Source organism: Neobacillus sp. D3-1R (genome assembly GCF_052180215.1).
Lineage (GTDB): Bacteria > Bacillota > Bacilli > Bacillales > Cytobacillaceae > Pseudoneobacillus.
Genome location: NZ_CP197471.1, coordinates 3,679,117 through 3,697,726, shown reverse-complemented (window position 1 = coordinate 3,697,726; position 18,610 = coordinate 3,679,117). Strand labels below are relative to the sequence as shown.

The 18,610-nt window shown below is 36.6% G+C and carries 19 protein-coding genes; 8 read left to right on the top strand and 11 right to left on the bottom strand.

Annotated features, from left to right (window positions below; genetic code table 11):
• Positions 1-1,218, top strand: coding sequence for a Ger(x)C family spore germination protein (locus ACSBPO_RS19025; RefSeq protein WP_442596069.1), 1,218 nt, complete (start codon positions 1-3; stop codon positions 1,216-1,218).
• A 293-nt stretch (positions 1,219-1,511) separates the two neighbouring features.
• On the opposite strand, the gene ACSBPO_RS19020 is transcribed toward ACSBPO_RS19025, so the two are convergent.
• From ACSBPO_RS19020 to ACSBPO_RS19010, 3 genes are all read right to left on the bottom strand, one after another.
• Positions 1,512-2,405: a YitT family protein gene (locus ACSBPO_RS19020; protein WP_442596067.1), complete on the bottom strand. Its 894-nt coding sequence runs from the start codon at positions 2,403-2,405 to the stop codon at positions 1,512-1,514.
• A 115-nt stretch (positions 2,406-2,520) separates the two neighbouring features.
• Positions 2,521-3,009 (bottom strand): hypothetical protein, encoded by a 489-nt coding sequence (locus ACSBPO_RS19015; RefSeq protein WP_442596065.1) that lies wholly within the window; start codon positions 3,007-3,009, stop codon positions 2,521-2,523.
• 12 nt (positions 3,010-3,021) lie between these two features.
• The gene (locus ACSBPO_RS19010; protein ID WP_442596063.1) at positions 3,022-3,279 is read right to left on the bottom strand and encodes a hypothetical protein; all 258 of its coding nucleotides are present in this window, start codon (positions 3,277-3,279) and stop codon (positions 3,022-3,024) included.
• Between the two features lie 228 nt (positions 3,280-3,507).
• Here ACSBPO_RS19010 and ACSBPO_RS19005 point away from each other — a divergent pair, with 228 nt between their 5' ends.
• From ACSBPO_RS19005 to ACSBPO_RS18995, 3 genes are read left to right on the top strand one after another with little or no spacing between them, the layout of a single operon-like run.
• Positions 3,508-4,353, top strand: a complete 846-nt coding sequence (locus ACSBPO_RS19005) for an amino acid ABC transporter substrate-binding protein (RefSeq protein WP_442596061.1) — start codon at positions 3,508-3,510, stop codon at positions 4,351-4,353.
• A complete protein-coding gene (locus ACSBPO_RS19000) occupies positions 4,340-5,041 on the top strand; it encodes an amino acid ABC transporter permease (protein ID WP_442596059.1) in 702 nt (233 codons plus the stop codon). Before ACSBPO_RS19005 ends, ACSBPO_RS19000 begins: the two co-directional genes overlap by 14 nt.
• A 12-nt stretch (positions 5,042-5,053) precedes the next feature.
• Positions 5,054-5,791 (top strand): amino acid ABC transporter ATP-binding protein, encoded by a 738-nt coding sequence (locus tag ACSBPO_RS18995; RefSeq protein ID WP_442596057.1) that lies wholly within the window; start codon positions 5,054-5,056, stop codon positions 5,789-5,791.
• 58 nt (positions 5,792-5,849) lie between these two features.
• Here ACSBPO_RS18995 and ACSBPO_RS18990 read toward each other — a convergent pair whose 3' ends face one another.
• The 4 genes from ACSBPO_RS18990 to ACSBPO_RS18975 form a co-directional block, all read right to left on the bottom strand.
• Positions 5,850-6,596 carry an ABC transporter ATP-binding protein gene (locus ACSBPO_RS18990; protein ID WP_442596055.1) on the bottom strand — a complete coding sequence of 249 codons (747 nt, stop codon included), beginning with the start codon at positions 6,594-6,596 and terminating at the stop codon, positions 5,850-5,852.
• Entirely contained in the window at positions 6,593-7,291 is a 699-nt protein-coding gene (locus ACSBPO_RS18985) for an ABC transporter permease (protein WP_442596053.1), read from the bottom strand. The genes ACSBPO_RS18990 and ACSBPO_RS18985 overlap by 4 nt, the downstream gene beginning before the upstream one ends.
• A gap of 77 nt (positions 7,292-7,368) precedes the next feature.
• Positions 7,369-8,250: a substrate-binding domain-containing protein gene (locus ACSBPO_RS18980; protein WP_442596051.1), complete on the bottom strand. Its 882-nt coding sequence runs from the start codon at positions 8,248-8,250 to the stop codon at positions 7,369-7,371.
• 4 nt (positions 8,251-8,254) lie between these two features.
• On the bottom strand, positions 8,255-9,190 hold the full coding sequence (locus tag ACSBPO_RS18975; protein WP_442596049.1) for a substrate-binding domain-containing protein: 936 nt from the start codon (positions 9,188-9,190) through the stop codon (positions 8,255-8,257).
• Positions 9,191-9,398: 208 nt separating this feature from the next.
• On the opposite strand from ACSBPO_RS18975, the gene ACSBPO_RS18970 reads away from it, so the two are divergent.
• Positions 9,399-10,160, top strand: a complete 762-nt coding sequence (locus tag ACSBPO_RS18970) for a DUF4931 domain-containing protein (protein ID WP_442596048.1) — start codon at positions 9,399-9,401, stop codon at positions 10,158-10,160.
• A 92-nt stretch (positions 10,161-10,252) separates the two neighbouring features.
• Complete coding sequence (gene rodA / locus ACSBPO_RS18965) at positions 10,253-11,425, top strand: rod shape-determining protein RodA (protein WP_442596046.1); 1,173 nt, start codon at positions 10,253-10,255, stop codon at positions 11,423-11,425.
• An 86-nt stretch (positions 11,426-11,511) separates the two neighbouring features.
• On the opposite strand, the gene ACSBPO_RS18960 is transcribed toward rodA, so the two are convergent.
• The 4 genes from ACSBPO_RS18960 to ACSBPO_RS18945 form a co-directional block, all read right to left on the bottom strand.
• The gene (locus ACSBPO_RS18960; RefSeq protein ID WP_442596044.1) at positions 11,512-12,588 is read right to left on the bottom strand and encodes a Ger(x)C family spore germination protein; all 1,077 of its coding nucleotides are present in this window, start codon (positions 12,586-12,588) and stop codon (positions 11,512-11,514) included.
• Positions 12,585-13,673: a GerAB/ArcD/ProY family transporter gene (locus tag ACSBPO_RS18955; protein ID WP_442596042.1), complete on the bottom strand. Its 1,089-nt coding sequence runs from the start codon at positions 13,671-13,673 to the stop codon at positions 12,585-12,587. Before ACSBPO_RS18955 ends, ACSBPO_RS18960 begins: the two co-directional genes overlap by 4 nt.
• 21 nt (positions 13,674-13,694) lie before the next feature.
• Positions 13,695-15,191 carry a spore germination protein gene (locus tag ACSBPO_RS18950; protein ID WP_442596040.1) on the bottom strand — a complete coding sequence of 499 codons (1,497 nt, stop codon included), beginning with the start codon at positions 15,189-15,191 and terminating at the stop codon, positions 13,695-13,697.
• A 121-nt stretch (positions 15,192-15,312) separates the two neighbouring features.
• Positions 15,313-16,281 carry an ABC transporter substrate-binding protein gene (locus ACSBPO_RS18945; protein WP_442596038.1) on the bottom strand — a complete coding sequence of 323 codons (969 nt, stop codon included), beginning with the start codon at positions 16,279-16,281 and terminating at the stop codon, positions 15,313-15,315.
• Positions 16,282-16,528: 247 nt separating this feature from the next.
• Here ACSBPO_RS18945 and ACSBPO_RS18940 point away from each other — a divergent pair, with 247 nt between their 5' ends.
• Complete coding sequence (locus tag ACSBPO_RS18940) at positions 16,529-17,533, top strand: FecCD family ABC transporter permease (RefSeq protein WP_442596036.1); 1,005 nt, start codon at positions 16,529-16,531, stop codon at positions 17,531-17,533.
• Positions 17,530-18,585, top strand: coding sequence for a FecCD family ABC transporter permease (locus tag ACSBPO_RS18935; protein WP_442596034.1), 1,056 nt, complete (start codon positions 17,530-17,532; stop codon positions 18,583-18,585). Before ACSBPO_RS18940 ends, ACSBPO_RS18935 begins: the two co-directional genes overlap by 4 nt.
• Positions 18,586-18,610 lie beyond the last annotated feature (25 nt).

Here is an 18,610-nt window from a genome sequence, read left to right as displayed (position 1 = left end):
ATGGTTAAGCGAATTTTCTTATTACCCTTATTTGCTGTGACTTTTCTTCTATCAGGATGTTGGGATAAGGTCGAATTAAATGAAATTGCGATCGTTTCAGGAATTACGATTGAAAAAGGGGAAAATGCCAGATATAAAGTAACCGTGAGTGCCATAAACTCTGCCGAACAATCGAAAACAAGTGCGATGGGCAATACCCCTTCTGTTTCCTATTCCTTAGAGGGGGATTCGGTCTCAGAGCTATCGCAAAAGATGAATGTAGGTGTATCTAGAAAGTTAATCTATTCTCATACACGGGTACTAGTTATTGACGAAGCAGTGGCAAGAGAAGGTTTACTAGAATTTTTAGATTTTCTTGAACGAAGCGGTGAATTTAGAAATGACTTTAACATCCTTATTGCAAGAGAGGGAGAAGCTCAAGATATTTTAAAAATAACCTACCCTATTCAAAAAGATCCCTCGTTAAAAATCCATGACCAAGCACAAGCTCTGCATAATGAGTGGGGAGGAGATCCTGGAATTCGATTAACAGATTTTATTACTACTTTAATTTTAGAAGGCAAACATGCAGTAGCTGCCGCTGTAAAAGTAAAAGGAGATCCAGAAAAAGGATCCAGTGTTGAAAATAATAAAAAAATAGATTTAGATGCATTAATTGAATTTGATGGTTTAGCCGTGTTTAATTTTGATAAGTTAGTTGGATTTCTGTCTCTAGAGGATGCTCGCAGCTATTTATGGACAGAGGATCTTGAACAGACAGAATTAAGTGTTCCTTGTAATGAAGAGAAAGATAAGTTTATTGATATAAAAGTGATCTCAACTTCTACTAAAAAAGAAACAGAGTTTAAAAATGGTAAGGCCGAATTAGTGGTAAATGTAATTGGGGAAGCAGACCTTGTTGGAACACAATGTACAGACCCATTAGACAAGATTGACACGTTCAATAAATACGAAAAATTAACAGAAAAATTCATTGAAAAAAATATTAAGGAAACCATAACGAAAACTCAAGAAAAATATAAAGTGGACATTTTTGGTTTTGGTGATACTTTAAATCGCTCCAATCATAAAGAATTTAAAAAAATTAAGTATGATTGGGATCAATATTTTAGTGAAGCATCTTTAACCGTAAAAGCAAATATCTTTTTAAGACGCTCCGGCATCAGAAATAAGAGTTTTCTTACTGACCTAGAAAAATATAAAGAAAGAGCAGAGTAGTGGAATGCAAAAAAAATAGACATATACCTGAAAAGGCTATGTCTGTTTTTTTTGATTCTTTAGGAATTTATTAAATTTAACTTTGTGGATATATTTAGACGGAGTTTTTCGTAATCCAGCTCCAGCAGGGAAGAAAGTACTTCATTTCTTCCTTCCTAGCCCCTCGAGGTCAAATAACCTCTAGTGTAAGAAGTCGAAGTTCAGACTTCTTACACTAGAGAACATTTGCTTGTCGGGGCTGGGAAAAAATGAACTTCTTTTTTCCTTATTCAAGGCGCTTGCGCTTTTTGTTTTTAATGAATCGCTTTCTTCTTAAATCGACCACCACGAACCTCTGATATCGCAGCAACTGCTAAAAAAGCAGATGGGTCAATGTCTTCGACAAGGGATTTTAATTTTGCTTCTTCTAATCGAGTAATGACACAGAAGATAACTTTTTTATCATCACCAGTATACGCCCCTTCACCATTTAGGTAAGTGACTCCTCGTCCAAGTCTTGCCAGAATAGCATCTCCAATTTCTTTATAATGTTCACTAATAATCCAGGCTGATTTAGATTCATCGAGTCCAGCTATGACGATATCAATGGTCTTAAAAGCAATAAAGTACGTTAATAAAGAGTACATGGCACGATCCCAACCAAAGACAAAACCAGCAATGGTAAAAATAACAACATTAAAAATCATAATAATTTCGCCGACGGAAAAAGGCAGTTTTTTATCTAAAAGAATGGCCATAATTTCCGTACCATCTAGTGATCCACCATAACGAATGACGATCCCTACTCCTGCTCCAAGGGTTATACCTCCAAAGACGGTTGCTAATAAAAGGTCCTCAGTAAATACGGGAACATCATGCAATAATATAGTTGTGATTGATAAGACAGCAATACCTAAAAGGGTGGAGAAGGCAAACGTTTTACCTATTTGTTTGTATCCGATATAGAGAAAAGGAATATTGAGGATGAAGATGAAAATACCGAGTTTTATACCGGTGAGATGAGATAGGATAATGGAAACACCAACAATTCCACCATCTAAAATATTATTTTGTACTAAAAACTCCTCAATCCCAACCCCCATGAGAGCTGCTCCGAGGATGATAAAGAAAATTCTTTGAGCTAATTTCTTCTTTGATAAGCCTTTATGTTTCGTTTGAGCTAGTAATTGTTCTTGTATCTGATTCATATATCCCCTCCGCTTAATATGACATATCCTATAGGCATTCTATAGGTTTATTTTATCACAAACTATATAAAATTTGCTTATATGGAGCTTGGACTATTTTTCGTTCATAAATCGATTATGATTGGCTGAAAATATGAAGTAACACAAAGGTAAGAAATATAAAGGCCGTGATGATATGAAATTTTCGGCGATGACCGCTCGCTCTTCGTTTTCTCAAATAACCAGCAAATAAAGTGAAGACCAAACAGCAAGCGGCAATAAGGCCGAACCACATTTTTATACTGGATGTGTCAAAGGATATGTTCATTAAGATAAAAGTTATATGTAAAATAATCAAGCTTGTGGCTGTAATCGCAATGGGAATGTGATATTTCATGATGGTACGCGATGCTTTTGCCAAGGTTAGTTTCGTTTTACGTTTTGTACTCTTCCGAATGAGAAGAAAAATAAAGTACATATTGATATTAAATAAAACCAAAATAACCGCTGCCTGAGAAAACAAAGTAGCAATTTGTAAACCAAACCCGTTTGTCTCTTGAAGAAAGCTCCAAGTAACCATTCCAATAATCAATAATACATTTACTGCTAGCCATATGATGACCATAATCATCGCCCCTTATGGAAAATAAATTTCAGTTCGAAAAGTTTCCCATTCCATCACAAAATAATTAGGAAAGCTCCCATCCTTCCGAAAATGTAAACGGTTAGGTATTGCTAATTCATAAAGTAACTGTTCATCTTTATAAACATACATTTTATGATCAGTAATGATTATTTCTTTAAAAAAGAATCCATTACGCTTGAATAATTCCTCATCCATATATTCATTTATGATGATTTGTCTATTTTTATAATTCATTATCGTTTTGAACATCATCAATCCATCCTTTAGCAATAGGTTAACAACATCATACTAGCAGAAACCTAACTGTTAAGAAGTGATATAGATTATAAAAAGTCATTAAATTTGTGAGAAATACATGTAAGTAAGAAAGTGAACAAATATCCACTTAAAAATAAAATTTTTCTTTTGACAGATATAGTGACCTGTAATATGATAGTTAATGCCGACAAAATATATAGGAATTGTGAGGTTTAAAAAATGAAAAAATTAACGATTATGTTTGCTCTGTTCTTTAGTATGATGTTTCTCCTTGCTGGGTGCGGAACTTCTGAAAAACAAGAGAGCAATGAAAATAATAAAACAGAAGAAAATACAAATGGTGCTAGCAAAGCAGCAGATCAAGATTTATTAGCAAAAGTAAAAGAAGAAGGTAAATTGTTAATAGGTACAGAAGGAACCTACGCACCGTTTACGTTCCACGATGAAAAAGGTGAGTTAACAGGTTTTGACGTGGAAATGGCGAAGGAAATTGCTAAGCGTCTTGATGTTGAACCGGTATTTATGGAAACACAATGGGATGCCATGTTTGCTGGATTAGATGCAAAACGTTTTGACATGATTGCCAACCAAGTAGGAATTCGTCCAGATCGCCTAGAAAAATATGATTTCTCTAATGGATATATCACGTCAGCTGGGGTCCTTATTGTTAATGAAGATAATAATGACATTAAGGCATTTGAAGATTTAAAGGGTAAAAAATCAGCTCAATCAATGACAAGTAACTATGCGGATATAGCAAAATCATTTGGAGCCGAAATTGTCGGTGTAGAAGGCTTTAACCAAGCTATCGAGCTACTTGCTACAAAACGTGCGGATACAACCATCAATGATAAATTATCCTTTTTAGATTTCAAAAAGCAAAAGCCTGATGCTCCAGTCAAAATCGTTGCAACAGCTGATGATGCATCTCAAAGCGGATTTATGTTCCGAAAAGGCAGTGATACGCTTGTAACTGAAGTGAATAAAGCATTACAAGCTATGATTGATGATGGCACTTACCTAGAAATCTCTAAGAAATGGTTTGGCGAAGATGTACTTAAGTAGTATTTTTGCTAATCCAGAAAGAATGGAAAGACTTATTTCCATAGCAGAAAGTTCCCTTCTTCCTTTGGTGAAGGGAGCTCTTTTTTATACATTTCCACTTGCCATTATTACATTTATTATTGGGATTATTTTAGCTATCCTCACTGCATTAGCTAGAATTTCAAGTGTGAGAATTTTTCAAGGTATTGCTCGTTTTTATATTTCAGCTATTCGTGGTACTCCACTACTTGTTCAGCTTTATATTATTTTTTATGGATTACCGAATATCGGAGTCATGTTAGACCCTTTTCCAGCTGCCGTTATTGGTTTTTCATTAAATGTAGGGGCATATGCTTCGGAAATTATTCGCGCCGCTATTCTTTCCATTCCTAAAGGACAATGGGAAGCGGGCTCTTCACTTGGGATGTCCTATTGGCAAAACTTAAAGCGAATCATTTTACCGCAAGCTTATCGTGTTTCAATACCACCGTTATCCAATACCTTTATTGGCCTAGTAAAAGATACCTCCCTGGCTTCAGCGATTCTTGTAACAGAGATGTTTAGAAAGGCACAGGAGATTGTTGCAACGACTTATGAGGTATTATTACTTTATTCCGAAGCTGCCCTTATTTACTGGGTGATTTGTTTCTTCCTTTCTATCATCCAACAACGATTAGAAAAGAAGATGGACCGTTATATTACAAGATAAGGGGGCGATGGCATGATTTCAGTAAAAGGTTTGAAAAAAAAATTCAATCAGCTCGAAGTATTAAAAGGAATTGATTTAGAAGTTGGGAAAGGAAAGGTTATTGTGTTAATTGGTCCTTCCGGGTCTGGAAAAACGACTTTCTTACGCTGCCTAAATGCCTTGGAAACACCGAGCGATGGTGTCATTTCAATTGGGGATGAAAAATTAGACTTTTCTAATTCAATCACAAAGAAACAGGTTGCTTCTTTTCGCAGACAAACGGGAATGGTCTTTCAAAGCTATAATCTGTTTCCTCATATGACTGCCTTAGAAAATGTAATGGAAGGTCCTATTACCGTAAAAAAAGAAAACAAGGAACAAGTACTAAGCAAAGCAAAATCTTTACTCCAAAAAGTTGGTTTAGGAGATAAATTAGATTATTACCCATTCCAACTATCTGGTGGCCAACAGCAACGGGTTGGTATTGCTAGAGCGTTAGCCATGGAACCTAATGTCATGCTTTTTGATGAACCGACTTCTGCTCTTGATCCAGAACTTGTTGGAGAAGTCCTAAAGGTCATGAAGGATTTGGCCAATGAAGGTATGACCATGGTTGTAGTCACACATGAGATGAGATTTGCGAAGGAAGCAGCTGACGAAGTACTTTTCTTAGATCAAGGTGTCATTGTAGAAAGAGGAACACCTGAACAAATCTTCACCCATCCAAAAGAAGCGAGAACCAAGCAATTTTTAAGTTTAATTGAGCAATAGAGGATAATAAAAAAACGATTTAATGCATTAACGCACCGGGGGTCAGACCCCCGGTGCGTTAATGCGTTAAAATAGGGAAATGTTTGGTCCATGGCTGCAGGAATTCTGCGACTAGTGGATTAGGGTTTTGGATCACCTGTTTGGTTGGTCCAACCTGTGCCATTTCTCCATCCATTAACAGTAATAAGCGCTTCGAAAGCGATTGAATTTCAAGTAAGTCATGACTAATCAGTACAGTGGTGGTTCTTGTCAATTCAATAATTCGTTGAAAATCTTCAATTAGTTTCACCTTTGTAGGAAAATCCAAAGCAGAGAACGGTTCATCAAGAAAAAGAACTTCGGGCTCCGTTACAAGAGCTCGCGCTAAATTGACACGCTGTGCTTCCCCGCCAGACAATTGATTCGAACTTTTTTTAGCGAGATGATGAATGTCAAATAACTCCAACATTTCCATGACTTTATTGCTCAAACCTGCTTTTTTCTCCCCGCGTAATTTCAACCCGATGGCTACATTTTCGAATACAGTCCCTTGAAGCAAAAGTGACTGTTGAAGAGCAACCGAAAATCTTCTTCTTAAGGGAAGTGGGAGAGAAGCGGCTGTCCATTTTTCACCACGGTAACGAATCGAACCTGCACTTTGATTTTCAAGAAAAGCTAGTAACTTTAAAAAGGTACTTTTCCCTGCACCGTTTGGGCCCATAATTCCAAGCCATTCACCTTCATACAGCTCAAATGATGGAAGATCCAAAATCTTCCTATCCCGGATATTATATTTGACCCCTTCCATTTCTAAGATCGGAATCATTTAGTTGTCCTCCTTTGCTGTAGAAGTGTCAAAATAAGGGTAATCATAAAAGCCAATGTCATGAGAATAAATGAAAGGGCTAAGGCAATATCGAAGTTTCCTTTCGAAACCTCCATCACGATAGAGGTCGTTAAAATTCGGGTATCTCCACGAATATTTCCCCCTACCATCATGGCGGCACCTACTTCTGCCATAATTCTTCCCAATCCGGCCATAACGGCTGCAAAAATCGCAATCTTTGTTTCTTTTAATAATAAAACAAGAGCTTGCCATTTAGTGGCCCCTAAAGCTTTTAGTTGTAAGAGAAACTTTGAATCAATTTGTTGAAAAGCAGAGCTTGTTAACCCAATAATGATGGGAAGAGAAACTAAAATTTGAGCAATGATAATCGCTTTTGGGGTATATAACCATGATAACCAGCCTAAAGGTCCGGAACGCCAAAGAAAGATGGTAATCCATAACCCAGCCACAACAGGAGGGAGGCCCATTCCGATATTAATGAAAACAAGAAGAATACTTCTACCTGGAAAATGGGCCAATCCTAATACAACTCCTACAGGAATTCCGATTAACATACTTAAGATAATAGCTGTCATTGACACCTTGAGCGTTAACCAAGTGATTTGAAAAATTTCACTATCACCGGAGATGATCATGTCCCATGCTTTGATAAAACCATCGATTAGTAAATCCATGCTTGCCTCCCAGTCCTCTGCCCATTAAGCTCTGCTTTCTAATAACTACCTTTTAAAACTATTAAACTTGCACATTTCTATTCTGTATATTTAAAAAATAAAGATTGTCCATATTCTTCCTTACCAAAATCCTCAATGACTTGCTGAGTAGAATCTTTCACCATAAATTCAACAAATGCATTAGCTCCATCTGCATTCACTTTATCATGCTTTTCAGGATTTACCTGCATCACATGATAAATATTTAATAAATCCTCATCCCCTTCAACAAGGATGCTCATGCCTTTAAGATTCTTTTGTTGTGCTAAATAAGTAGCACGATCTGTTAATACATATCCTAGTTTTTCCACCGCTACATTTAGAGTAGCACCCATACCTTGTCCAGTCTCAATCCGATTTTCCAACGTACTTGGATCGAGATTGATTCCTTTCCAAATGGATAATTCCTTTTTATGCGTTCCAGAATCATCCCCACGAGAAATAAATGTTCCTTTATTATCGGCTATTTTTTGGAATGCTTCCTTTACTTCAAGCCCTTTAATTCCCGCCGGATCTGAGTTTGGTCCAACAATAACAAAATCGTTGTACATCACACGTTTACGGTTAATAGCATCACCGCTATACACTATTTCTTGTTCCGCTGCTGGGGCATGAACGAGTAATACATCTGCTTCCCCTTTTACACCCATTTCTAATGCTTGTCCAGTTCCAACGGCAATCGTTTTTACTTTATATCCACTTTCTTCTTCAAACATAGGAACCAATACATCTAGTAGACCACTATCCTGTGTGCTAGTAGTTGTCGCCAAAATTAAGTCCTTATTCACAACCTCTGTTTTTTCTGTATCAGATTGTTTCTCGTTTGCTTGAGATTTAGAACCAGTAGTTTCAGTCTGGCCACATCCTGTAAAAATAAATAGAGTTAATATAATAGCAAGAGCTGGATAAAAACGTTTCATAAAATTAGGTCTCCTTAAGATTAGAATGATAGATGATTTCCCCTAATTGCTTTAAACAATAGCCAACATGATGTTTTAACTCTTGCTGCAGGTTTTGGTCTTGGAGAATGTCGAGTAATTGCTGCAAAGCATTTCGGTTACCTTTCGTCCATTTGAATACTAAATCAAATTGTTCCTTGGCGATGGGGATAAAATCAAGTCCTAGCTGATCTGCTGCTGATTGAATTCCAAATGTGACATCTGCCGTCCCTTTACTGATATAGGAAGCAGTTGAAAGATGATTCCATTCTTCTTTTTCATAGCCTATGACCTCTTGGGGGGCAATTTCGAATTTAGCAAGAAAGGAATCAAATAAAAATCTAGTTCCTGAACCCTTTTGACGATTGACAAACCGGATATCTTTTCTGGTTAAATCATGGAAAGTATTGATCTTTTTAGGATTGCCTTTTCCTACAATAAAGCCTTGTTCCCTGGAAGCTAGTCTGATTAATGAGATGTCTTCATGAACAAAAAGCTGATGAATAAAAGGTAAATTATATTCCTGTGAAGAGGGGTCTAATAGGTGTATAGCGGCAATATCACACTGGCCCCGATAAAGCATCATTAATCCTTCTAAACTTCCTATATAGGTAGGTTGAATACGGACCGAGTTAGATTCTTGTGTAACCATTTTAATAAGCTGCTCAACTAGTAAATCATGACTTCCAGCAAGTCTTAGGGGATTAGATGGACCTTCCGCTTCATTCTGAATGGAAGATTGTTTCGTGACAGGGGCTTTCTGTTGCTCTTTAAAGCGATCAAGTTCCTGCTGTTCAATTCGCATTTTATTGCCAATCTTAAAGGCTATCAGTTCCCCGCGTTTAATTAATTCATAAACGGTGTGTTTGGAAATTTGGAAAATTTGTGCCACTTCATCTGGGGTATATACTTTCTCTTCCACGTTTACTCCACCTCCTTTTATATAGAAATCGTTAAGTTTCGTTAAGTTTTGTTTAGTTTCATTAAGGTTTATTCGACAAAATGATGATCATTTCCTTTATCCGCCAAAAATATTTAAAAAGAAAGATAGGAAATAAACAAAATATTTCTCAATTTAGTACTTTTTTTCTAAAATAGAAGAAATGACATAAGAATAGGGGAGACAGCGAATGGGAAATAGCCACCTTCATTTTAATACGAACATCGGGCGTGAAAAACCAAACAGCATTCGAAATAAACAGCAGGCATGCCCGTTTTGTGCAAGGGAAGAATTAACCGATATCATTGCGACAGAAGGGCCAATGATCCTATTAAAAAATAAATTTCCTGTTCTAGAAAATACCTTTCAGACCGTATTAATTGAAACAGATGATTGCCAAGGTGAAATCTCATTATATGAGGATGAATTTGTAGAGAAACTGATTGCCTTTGGGGTAAAGCTCTGGATGGAGATGGAAGAGAGTGGCCGGTATAAATCAGTCATGTTTTTTAAAAATCATGGCCCATTATCAGGAGGAACGATTGCCCATCCGCATATGCAAATCATTGGCTTGAATGATATCGACTATAAAGAGAAAATGAATAAAGAATGGTTTCATGGGATTTTGATTGACCAACAGGATGGAGTAGAATTTTCTCTCTCTACCCATCCGAAAATTGGCTTTTACGAGTTAAATGTCCGAATGACAGAGAAGGAGCAAATAAAAACATTTTCAAGTTACATAAAAAAAGCTGTAACGTATCTAATGCATCATTTTCCTTTTCAATGTTCGAGCTATAATTTATTTTTCTATCATATTGATGGGGAGATTTTGGTGAAAATCGTCCCGCGTTTCGTGACAACACCTATCTATATTGGCTATAGTATTCCGCAAGTTCCGAATAACTTATCTTGGATGGCAAAGGATATAAGAGAGCGTTTTTTTTTATGAAAAAGTATCCATTTTTACTCTTTGAGTTGTAGTTTAGGATAAATAAAAATATAATTAAGTTTTGAGGCTTTTGTTTTAAAAGGAGAATTAGGATGACAACAAATAAAGCATCTACAACTAAACTTGATTATAATCTTGTATTAATATTATTCTTACTATTTCTTGCAAGCTGCATTTCCATATATAGTGCTCAAAAAACAGGGCAATATAAAGAAAATTTCCTTATCAAACAATTGGTTTGGTATTTGGTAGGCTCTGGTATCATTGCAGCCGTTATTACTTTAGACTCGGACCAACTCAAGAAACTTTCCTGGTATGCCTATGGATTTGGACTCTTTTTACTAGGATTCCTTCTTATTGCACCAGAAAGTATCGCCCCAGTAATCAATGGGGCGAAAAGTTGGTTTAAGGTGCCAGGACTAGGATCACTTCAGCCTTCTGAATTTGTTAAAGTTTTTATTATCCTGGCATTAGCAAGGGCGATCGTGGAGCATCATCAAAAGTATCGGGTGAAAACCGTCCAAACGGATTTATGGTTAATGGCGAAATTAGGTCTGATTACGATGTTTCCATTGCTCCTTGTTATGCAGCAACCAGATTTAGGTACATCGCTTGTTTTTATTGCCATCCTTTTAGGGATGTTATTTATCTCTGGGGTATCATGGAAAATTCTCGTTCCTATTTTTAGTGTTGGCTCCGTTATCATTACGACTATTTTTTACTTTGTACTTTGGAAGCCAGAGGTACTAGAAAAGTATTTAGGTGTAAAAGAGTATCAATTTGGCCGTATATACTCTTGGATTGACCCTTACAACTATCAAAGTACAACAGGATTCCAATTAACAAGATCTTTACTTGCTATTGGTTCAGGAGAAACTACGGGTAAAGGATATGGACAAAGGGAAGTGTATCTCCCAGAAAGTCATACAGACTTTATTTTCAGTGTGGTGGGGGAAGAATTTGGATTTATCGGTTCTAGTATCTTAATTAGTTTATTTTTCTTATTAATTTACCAAATCACCAAGATAGGAATGGAAACGAAAAACGACTTTTATACCTATGTTTGTGTCGGTGTAATCAGTATGGTAACCTTCCACGTTTTCCAAAATATTGGGATGACGATTGGGATCCTCCCGATTACGGGTATTCCGCTCCCTTTTATCAGTTATGGCGGTAGCTCATTAATGGGAAATATGCTAGCACTAAGCCTTATCTTTTCCATTCGTTACCATTATAAAAAATATATGTTTTCAACTACTGAATAAAAAGAAGCGAGGGAAACAATCTCCCTCGCTTTTTCTATAGGATAAGAAAACTTTTTGGGACTTCGAAAATTGTCCAGCTCTAGATTTTATTCAATAACCCCAGATTCAACGATATCTACATAGGCTTTTACATGTACTTTAAGTGATTGATAACGTTCGCTATCTTCCCAATTGTTAAGATCAAAGCCCCTTTTCTTTGTTTTAATAAAGAATCCAAAGCCAACAGGGTCAATCTTTTTTTCTTGAAACCTTTTTACCAGTCCTTCACATTCTTTTGTTACTTTTTCGGACAATATCTTTTCCATTTCTTTTATTTCCATTGGAGTTAATCTTTGTCCAGTATATTCTTTTAATACCCCAGTTATTTTTATTTGAATATTAATGACAAAAGGGTTTTGACTAGCTATTTTCATCTTATTTTTAGATTTGATGCTTCTTAATACACCCTCATCATTCCCCATTTTAATTTTGTGTGCGCCTTCACTAAATTTGTCGGTTAATAGTTTAAAGAAAAACATTTTATCCACTTCAATGGTATCGACGATTCTCATTTCTTTTCCTTTAAACAGGCTAAGACCACTGACCTCCATCACTTTATCATTTATTTTCTTTAATTCAGGAAGGAAAGGTGTTTTTCCAAGTTGATAGTAATCATGAAAAAAAAGCTGCATATTTGTTTTGGGGATTTCTTCATGTTCCATGTTATGTTCGAGTAGAGTAGATATATAGATCGCATTCCCTCGTCTTCCGAAGTTGCCTTTTAATAATTCTTTAGCCTTACCATTAACGGTTGCAAAGTATAAACGCTCTCCGATGCTGGCATTCCTTTGAGGGGCATCAAGATAATCAGATATTCCATTCAAGGCTAGTTCTTTACTAAATAAGAATGCTTCAATACTACCTTCAGCCAAAGGATCAGGCGACTGTCTTTGCAATTTATTAAATAAATCGCGGCTTGTTGTTGCTTCTGCTGAAAAGGTAGTATTTTCAACGGATTTATCAGGCTGAACATTATATACTAAGCTTGTACCTTCTATAGTATCTTCATCAACCCAGTCATAAGCACGAGCCATTTCAATTCCAATATCATCTAATATTTCTTTTTCCACACAGCCTGAAAGGAAAAAGAGACAGGAGACTGTAACAATCATTCTATTTTTCATTTCTTTTTCACCTTCTTTGCAATTAAAACAGCAAAAAAAAGTATTGGAATGTAAATATAATGGAAGTAAAAGCCGATTTTACCCGTCATATCATTCAGGGTATTAATTTGATCACGATTATCAAATAGACTTACACCTACAAGACAAATAAGGCAAATAAGGATAACACCTTTTTTTTGCTGAAGCTTGACCGTTCGCTTTAATATCCGACTTGCACACCAAATTGAGATACAAATATTTGGTAAAATGATTAAACTCCAGTTTGCAATCCCTAAGTATTCAAAGCGTTCTACAAAGGGGAGCTCTACAATTTTCCACATAGTTAAGGTCGCCCAGACGGTCTTTTCTAACTGTTTATCGGAAAAATAAGAGAATGTTACAATAGTTAAAACAGTATAAAGTAACGTAGTGGAGATAATCGCTAAATGAGCAAACTTCTTTGATTTTTTCGGATTTTTTAGATATGGATAGTAAATCAAAAAGGTTTCATATCCTAAATATGTTAGTGACATATCTCGTGAAGCCTGCAAAAATTCACTAAATTTATGATTAAAAACTGGAAACAAGTTATGATAATCATCATAGGGAATGGTGTAGCCGAATGTAAGGATTAAGTAGCTCGGTAAAACTGTTCCGAAAAATGCGATTCCAGCAACGGTTCGAAATCCACCAAGAATAATATAGATAACCAAACCAAGGTAGGCCAATGAATACCAAAAGGTACTGAATTCTGGAAACATCCATACTTGAACCACTTCTATATAAGTTCTCAATACGGCAATCGCCAAAAGGATAAAATAAAATTGAAAGAAGAAACTCAGCAATCTCCCAAGCTTCTCTCCAAGTAAATAAGTATGGACACTTATAAAATCCCCATCAACAGTCTCTACGATCTTATACATCATAAAGATACTTACATGGATAGCAAGTCCGGCGACAATGACAGAAATCCATCCATCATAGCCAACAGACTTGGCAATAATTCTTTGAAAACCTAGAACCCCGATTCCAATCTGCATGGAGCTGATTAAATAGAAAACAAGGAAAGGTGATATTTTGGCTTTTTCAGGAATGGATACTGACATCAGAGTTCCCTCCCAGAAACATTATTCGTCGATGTCTTTCTTTTCGTTCGCTTTGGCTTTACTAAATTTAACAGGTTGCTCTGTTCTTAAATATTCGGGACGTTTTGAATTAAAATTAAATGGTAATCGAATCAAGGCATCCTTAAAATCCGTAAGTCTTGGTGGATAGAGCGGTTCTAAAAATGGCCTTCCCAATGAAGTCAATTTTAATAAATGGGTCATTAGGAGGCAAAAACAATAAACGATTCCTAATAGTCCCCATAACTCAGCAAAAACTAAGAATGGAAACCTCAATAAACGAATCGTATTACCCATTTTATAAACGGGTGTGGTAAAGGACGCAAGAGCTGACAAGGCCACGATAATGAGTAGGACATTACTAGTTAAGCCTGCTTCAACAGAGGCAGTCCCAATAACAATCCCGCCCACGATACCGATTGTTTGACCTACCTTTGTAGGTAGTCGAGCCCCAGCCTCTCTTAGTAATTCGATGGTTAACTCTAAAAATAACGCTTCTAATATAGGGGGTAGCGGGATTTCTCTCCTGGATGTAATCAATGTTGCCAGCAGATCTTTCGGAATAAGTTCATAATGATAGCTTAATGTTGCAACATATATCGGTGTAATTAAAATGGAGAATGCTACCGCAAATAAACGAATCAAACGGAAGAAAGAAGATAGCATCCAGTTTAAAAAATAATCCTCAAAAGAACCAAAGAACTCGACAAGCGTTGTTGGCGCAATCAAAGCATGGGGAGACCCATCCACTAAAACGGAAATTTTACCTTCAGCTAAAATCGCGGCTACACGGTCAGGTCTTTCCGTATCCAAAAGCAATGGAAAAGGTGAGTTATGATTATCTGATATCATTTGCACAATATAAGAACTATCTGTAATAGCATCAATCTCAATCTCTTTAATCCGTTGAATGACGGTTTGTAAATTATCCTGATTGGCAACGCCTTCAATGTGCATAATTGCAACTCTTGTTTTGGAAAGCTTTCCTACAGTAACTTCTTCAATAATCAGCTCTTTAACTGGAAGCCTTTTACGAATCATATTTAAATTTTGCCCAAGAGATTCGACGAATGCTTCTTTTGGTCCAATAACGCTGAACTCTACTTCTGGTTGTGTAACCGAGCGGACAACTTCTTTCTGTGTAGCGACAAAGGCAAACCTTTTTTCTTCAGTGTCAATATTAAGCAGGACATAGCCATTAAATATTTTCTGTTCAATTTGTGAGGCATCGTCACTTATTTGAACGTCGGCTATAGGCACAATGAGTTTTATATCCTCTAATTCACGAAAATCCTTTTCTAATAAATAAGGTAGAAGGCTTTCCTGGATGATCGTTTCATCGGTAAGGGTTGACATAAAAGAGAGGGAAAAACGCACATTCGTTTTTTGATTAAAATAAAAGATCTTTTGAAAATCATTCGAACGAATCGCATACTTTTCCCAATCCTTTTTATCCATATCAACCTTAGGTTTGCTTTTTTGGAAAAACCAATTCTTCATTCCTGTCACCATTCCTTAAAGGATTAAACATATTGTTTACCTAAAAAGGAAAGTTTATGAATCATGATATTTAATGTATAAAAAAAGAGCCTACTCATTTGAGTAGGCTCTCACTATATATTTATTTCACTAAGATTTTTTCTAAATCATCTAACATTAAATTAGCAGCTAGAACACCGCCGGCAGTGTTCCAGATTGTATCAGAAACTTTATGAATATTTCCTGCTTTTGCTACTTCTAAGTTTTGGAATAAAGGATCTTCAATCCATTCCTTTTCGACACCTGATGCTTTTCCGTCGCCTTCTTCATAAGTGAAATAGAAGAGGACATCTCCGTCCATTGCTGGAATACGCTCTTTTGTTACACCTTTTTCAGCAAAGTCATCGACATTTTGACTTTCAGGACGAGCAAAACCAAGTTGTTCTAAGATAACTCCGGAGAACGTATCCTTATGGTAAATACGAACATCACCAGCCATGAAACGAACCATAGATACTTCCATGCTCGTTTTATCACCTAATTTTTCTTTTAAGTCTGCAATATGATTCGAATAGTTATCTAATACTTCTTGACCTTTTTCTTCTTGATTTACTGCTTTTGCGTAAAGTTTAAAATTCTCTTGCCAGTCACCGCGTAATGTTTCTGCAAAAATAGTTGGAGCAATCGCTTTTAGTTGATCATAAATTTCTTCCTGGCGCATTTTATTACCGATAATTAAATCCGGCTTTAATGCTGCAATAGCTTCTACATTTACCTGGCTCTCTGTACCAACAACCTGTACATCTTTCATTTGGTCTGCAATATGCTCATACCAAGGGTTTCCAGTCCATGACTGAACAGCTCCAACTGGTGTGATTCCCATTGCTAATAATGCTTCTGTTCCTTCATTTGTAAGAATGACAATTCGCTCTGGATTTTTAGTCAATGTTTCAGTTCCCATAGCGTGTTCAACAGTATAGTTCACTGCTTCATCTTTTGTTTCTGTTCCTTTTTTCTCATCTGTTGTTTCTTTTCCAGTTCCACCGCAAGCAGCGAGGAGCAGAACTAACATAATGGTAAGTAAGCTTACAAGGGATTTAAATGATTTCATATTTATTTTTTCCTCCTATGTACTTGTTAATGATAATCATTTTCAATGACCACTTTATCATAATGGGGAGGGAGAGGGATTGTCAATAACTAATTGAAAATGATTTTCATAATCAATGACAGAAGTGTGAACAAAAAATAATTCACAAATGAAAATGATTTTCAAACTCATTGACACTTATTCTCAATTCCACTAGACTGATATTGTAAAATATATGGATATCTATTAAGAATAGAAGGGTTATACCATGTTGCTTAAAAACACAAGGGCCAAGTGGTTTGGACTTATGGCCAGCATTCTTTTGTTACTATTTATCATGTGCATCAGTATTGTCTATGGTTATACAGATACTTCTTGGAAAACGGCTTTTGAAGCCTTTAGAGATTATGATGCATCAAATGAACATATTGTTATACAATCTATTCGACTTCCGCGTGCTCTTATTGCAGCATCTGTAGGTGCAAGTATTGCCATTGCAGGAGCATTAATGCAAACGTTGACTAAAAATCCTTTAGCTGATCCAGGAATCTTTGGTATTAATGCCGGGGCTGGGTTTGCAGTAGTGGTGGCAGTTAGTATTTTTTCTGTTGCCAATCTTCAAGCATTTACATGGCTAGCTTTTTTAGGTGCCACAATTGCGGCTGTGGGGGTTTATTCAATTGGTTCGCTTGGTCGAGAAGGATTAACACCGATGAAGCTTACTCTTGCTGGAGCAGCAATGGCCGCCATGTTTTCTTCCTTTACACAAGGGTTACTTGTATTAGATGAAGCGGCTTTAGAACAAGTTTTATTTTGGTTAGCCGGGTCTGTACAGGGGAGAAAGTTAGAAGGACTTATAGCGGTTTTACCTTATTTAGGAATCGGTTGGATTGGCTCCTTACTTTTAGCTTCCAAAATGAATGTCTTAGCTATGGGCGAAGATGTTGCAAAAGGATTAGGACTAAAAACAGGGCTTGTTAAATTAGGGATCGGATTTATTGTAGTATTGCTTGCAGGTGGAGCGGTTGCGATATCTGGGCCAATAGGATTTATTGGGATCGTTATTCCTCATATTACAAGGTCAATCGTTGGTATTGATCACCGCTGGGTCATTCCCTTTTCAGGATTACTTGGTGCGATGCTGCTACTAGCAGCCGATATTACTGCTAGATATTTAATTATGCCAGAAGAAGTTCCTGTTGGTGTAATGACCGCCATCATTGGTACCCCGTTTTTCATTTACATAGCAAGAAGGGGGTTCAATGGTCGATGAATCAATATAAAGGTTTAAGACTACTTAAAGGGAAAATTTCCTTTTTAATTGATAAAAAAGCACTTATTACTTCTATAGTATTATTGATCATAGCCTTCTCTGTTTTTGTCATAAGTACAGGGATGGGAGATATGAAAATAAGTCCTTTTCATGTATTAAAGGTTTTTTTTGGTGGTGGGGATGACATGGAACGGCTTGTTATTCAATCCTTCCGACTCCCGCGAATCATCGTTGCTTTAATGGTGGGGATTTCACTTGCCGTTGCTGGAGGAATATTGCAAGGCATGATTCGAAATCCTTTAGCTTCACCAGACATACTAGGAATCACGGGTGGTGCAGCTGTAGCCGTTGTTGGATTTTTAGCCATATTTAGTGATGAAAATAATTCATTAACTGTTAGTATAAGTTGGATGCCTGTCTTTGCATTCATCGGAGCAGCCGTTATTGCTTTCTTAGTCTATTTTTTAGCTTGGAAAAATGGTGTTTCACCCATTCGCCTGGTATTGATTGGTATTGGAATATCTGCCTTGATGCAGGCGTTAACCACTTTAATGATGATTATGGGACCTATTTATCGTGCAAGCCAGGCGAATATTTGGCTTACTGGAACGGTCTATGGTTCAAACTGGAGTAATGTAGCCATCATAGTGCCTTGTACGTTAATTCTTTTTGCGATTATTATGATGCTGGCTAGAAATGTAAATGTACAAGAACTCGGTGATGAAATAGCTACAGGGGTCGGAAGTCACGTCCAAAAACATAGATTTTGGTTATTAATGTTAGCTACTGCTTTAATTGGTACCGCTGTCGCTTTTGCTGGGGGAATTGGATTTGTTGGATTAATGGCCCCCCATATGGCCAGACGATTAGTAGGATCAACTTTTGGAGCATTACTCCCTGTAGCTGCACTAATTGGAGGGATCCTGGTTATGGTAGCGGACCTAATTGGCAGAACAATGTTTTCACCATTGGAAGTTCCCGCGGGAGTATTTACAGCAAGTATCGGAGCCCCATACTTTATTTACTTACTATATAAAACGCGTAATTCTTAATAACCATAAAAATTAAACAACCAGA

Bases quoted from the DNA above. Each gene is read 5' to 3' on its own strand.
- ACSBPO_RS19025 (WP_442596069.1), top strand. From the start codon at position 1: ATGGTTAAGCGAATTTTCTTATTACCCTTATTTGCTGTGACTTTTCTT.
- ACSBPO_RS19020 (WP_442596067.1), bottom strand. From the start codon at position 2,405: ATGAATCAGATACAAGAACAATTACTAGCTCAAACGAAACATAAAGGC.
- ACSBPO_RS19015 (WP_442596065.1), bottom strand. From the start codon at position 3,009: ATGGTCATCATATGGCTAGCAGTAAATGTATTATTGATTATTGGAATG.
- ACSBPO_RS19010 (WP_442596063.1), bottom strand. From the start codon at position 3,279: ATGTTCAAAACGATAATGAATTATAAAAATAGACAAATCATCATAAAT.
- ACSBPO_RS19005 (WP_442596061.1), top strand. From the start codon at position 3,508: ATGAAAAAATTAACGATTATGTTTGCTCTGTTCTTTAGTATGATGTTT.
- ACSBPO_RS19000 (WP_442596059.1), top strand. From the start codon at position 4,340: ATGTACTTAAGTAGTATTTTTGCTAATCCAGAAAGAATGGAAAGACTT.
- ACSBPO_RS18995 (WP_442596057.1), top strand. From the start codon at position 5,054: ATGATTTCAGTAAAAGGTTTGAAAAAAAAATTCAATCAGCTCGAAGTA.
- ACSBPO_RS18990 (WP_442596055.1), bottom strand. From the start codon at position 6,596: ATGATTCCGATCTTAGAAATGGAAGGGGTCAAATATAATATCCGGGAT.
- ACSBPO_RS18985 (WP_442596053.1), bottom strand. From the start codon at position 7,291: ATGGATTTACTAATCGATGGTTTTATCAAAGCATGGGACATGATCATC.
- ACSBPO_RS18980 (WP_442596051.1), bottom strand. From the start codon at position 8,250: ATGAAACGTTTTTATCCAGCTCTTGCTATTATATTAACTCTATTTATT.
- ACSBPO_RS18970 (WP_442596048.1), top strand. From the start codon at position 9,399: ATGGGAAATAGCCACCTTCATTTTAATACGAACATCGGGCGTGAAAAA.
- rodA (WP_442596046.1), top strand. From the start codon at position 10,253: ATGACAACAAATAAAGCATCTACAACTAAACTTGATTATAATCTTGTA.
- ACSBPO_RS18960 (WP_442596044.1), bottom strand. From the start codon at position 12,588: ATGAAAAATAGAATGATTGTTACAGTCTCCTGTCTCTTTTTCCTTTCA.
- ACSBPO_RS18955 (WP_442596042.1), bottom strand. From the start codon at position 13,673: ATGTCAGTATCCATTCCTGAAAAAGCCAAAATATCACCTTTCCTTGTT.
- ACSBPO_RS18950 (WP_442596040.1), bottom strand. From the start codon at position 15,191: ATGAAGAATTGGTTTTTCCAAAAAAGCAAACCTAAGGTTGATATGGAT.
- ACSBPO_RS18945 (WP_442596038.1), bottom strand. From the start codon at position 16,281: ATGAAATCATTTAAATCCCTTGTAAGCTTACTTACCATTATGTTAGTT.
- ACSBPO_RS18940 (WP_442596036.1), top strand. From the start codon at position 16,529: ATGTTGCTTAAAAACACAAGGGCCAAGTGGTTTGGACTTATGGCCAGC.
- ACSBPO_RS18935 (WP_442596034.1), top strand. From the start codon at position 17,530: ATGAATCAATATAAAGGTTTAAGACTACTTAAAGGGAAAATTTCCTTT.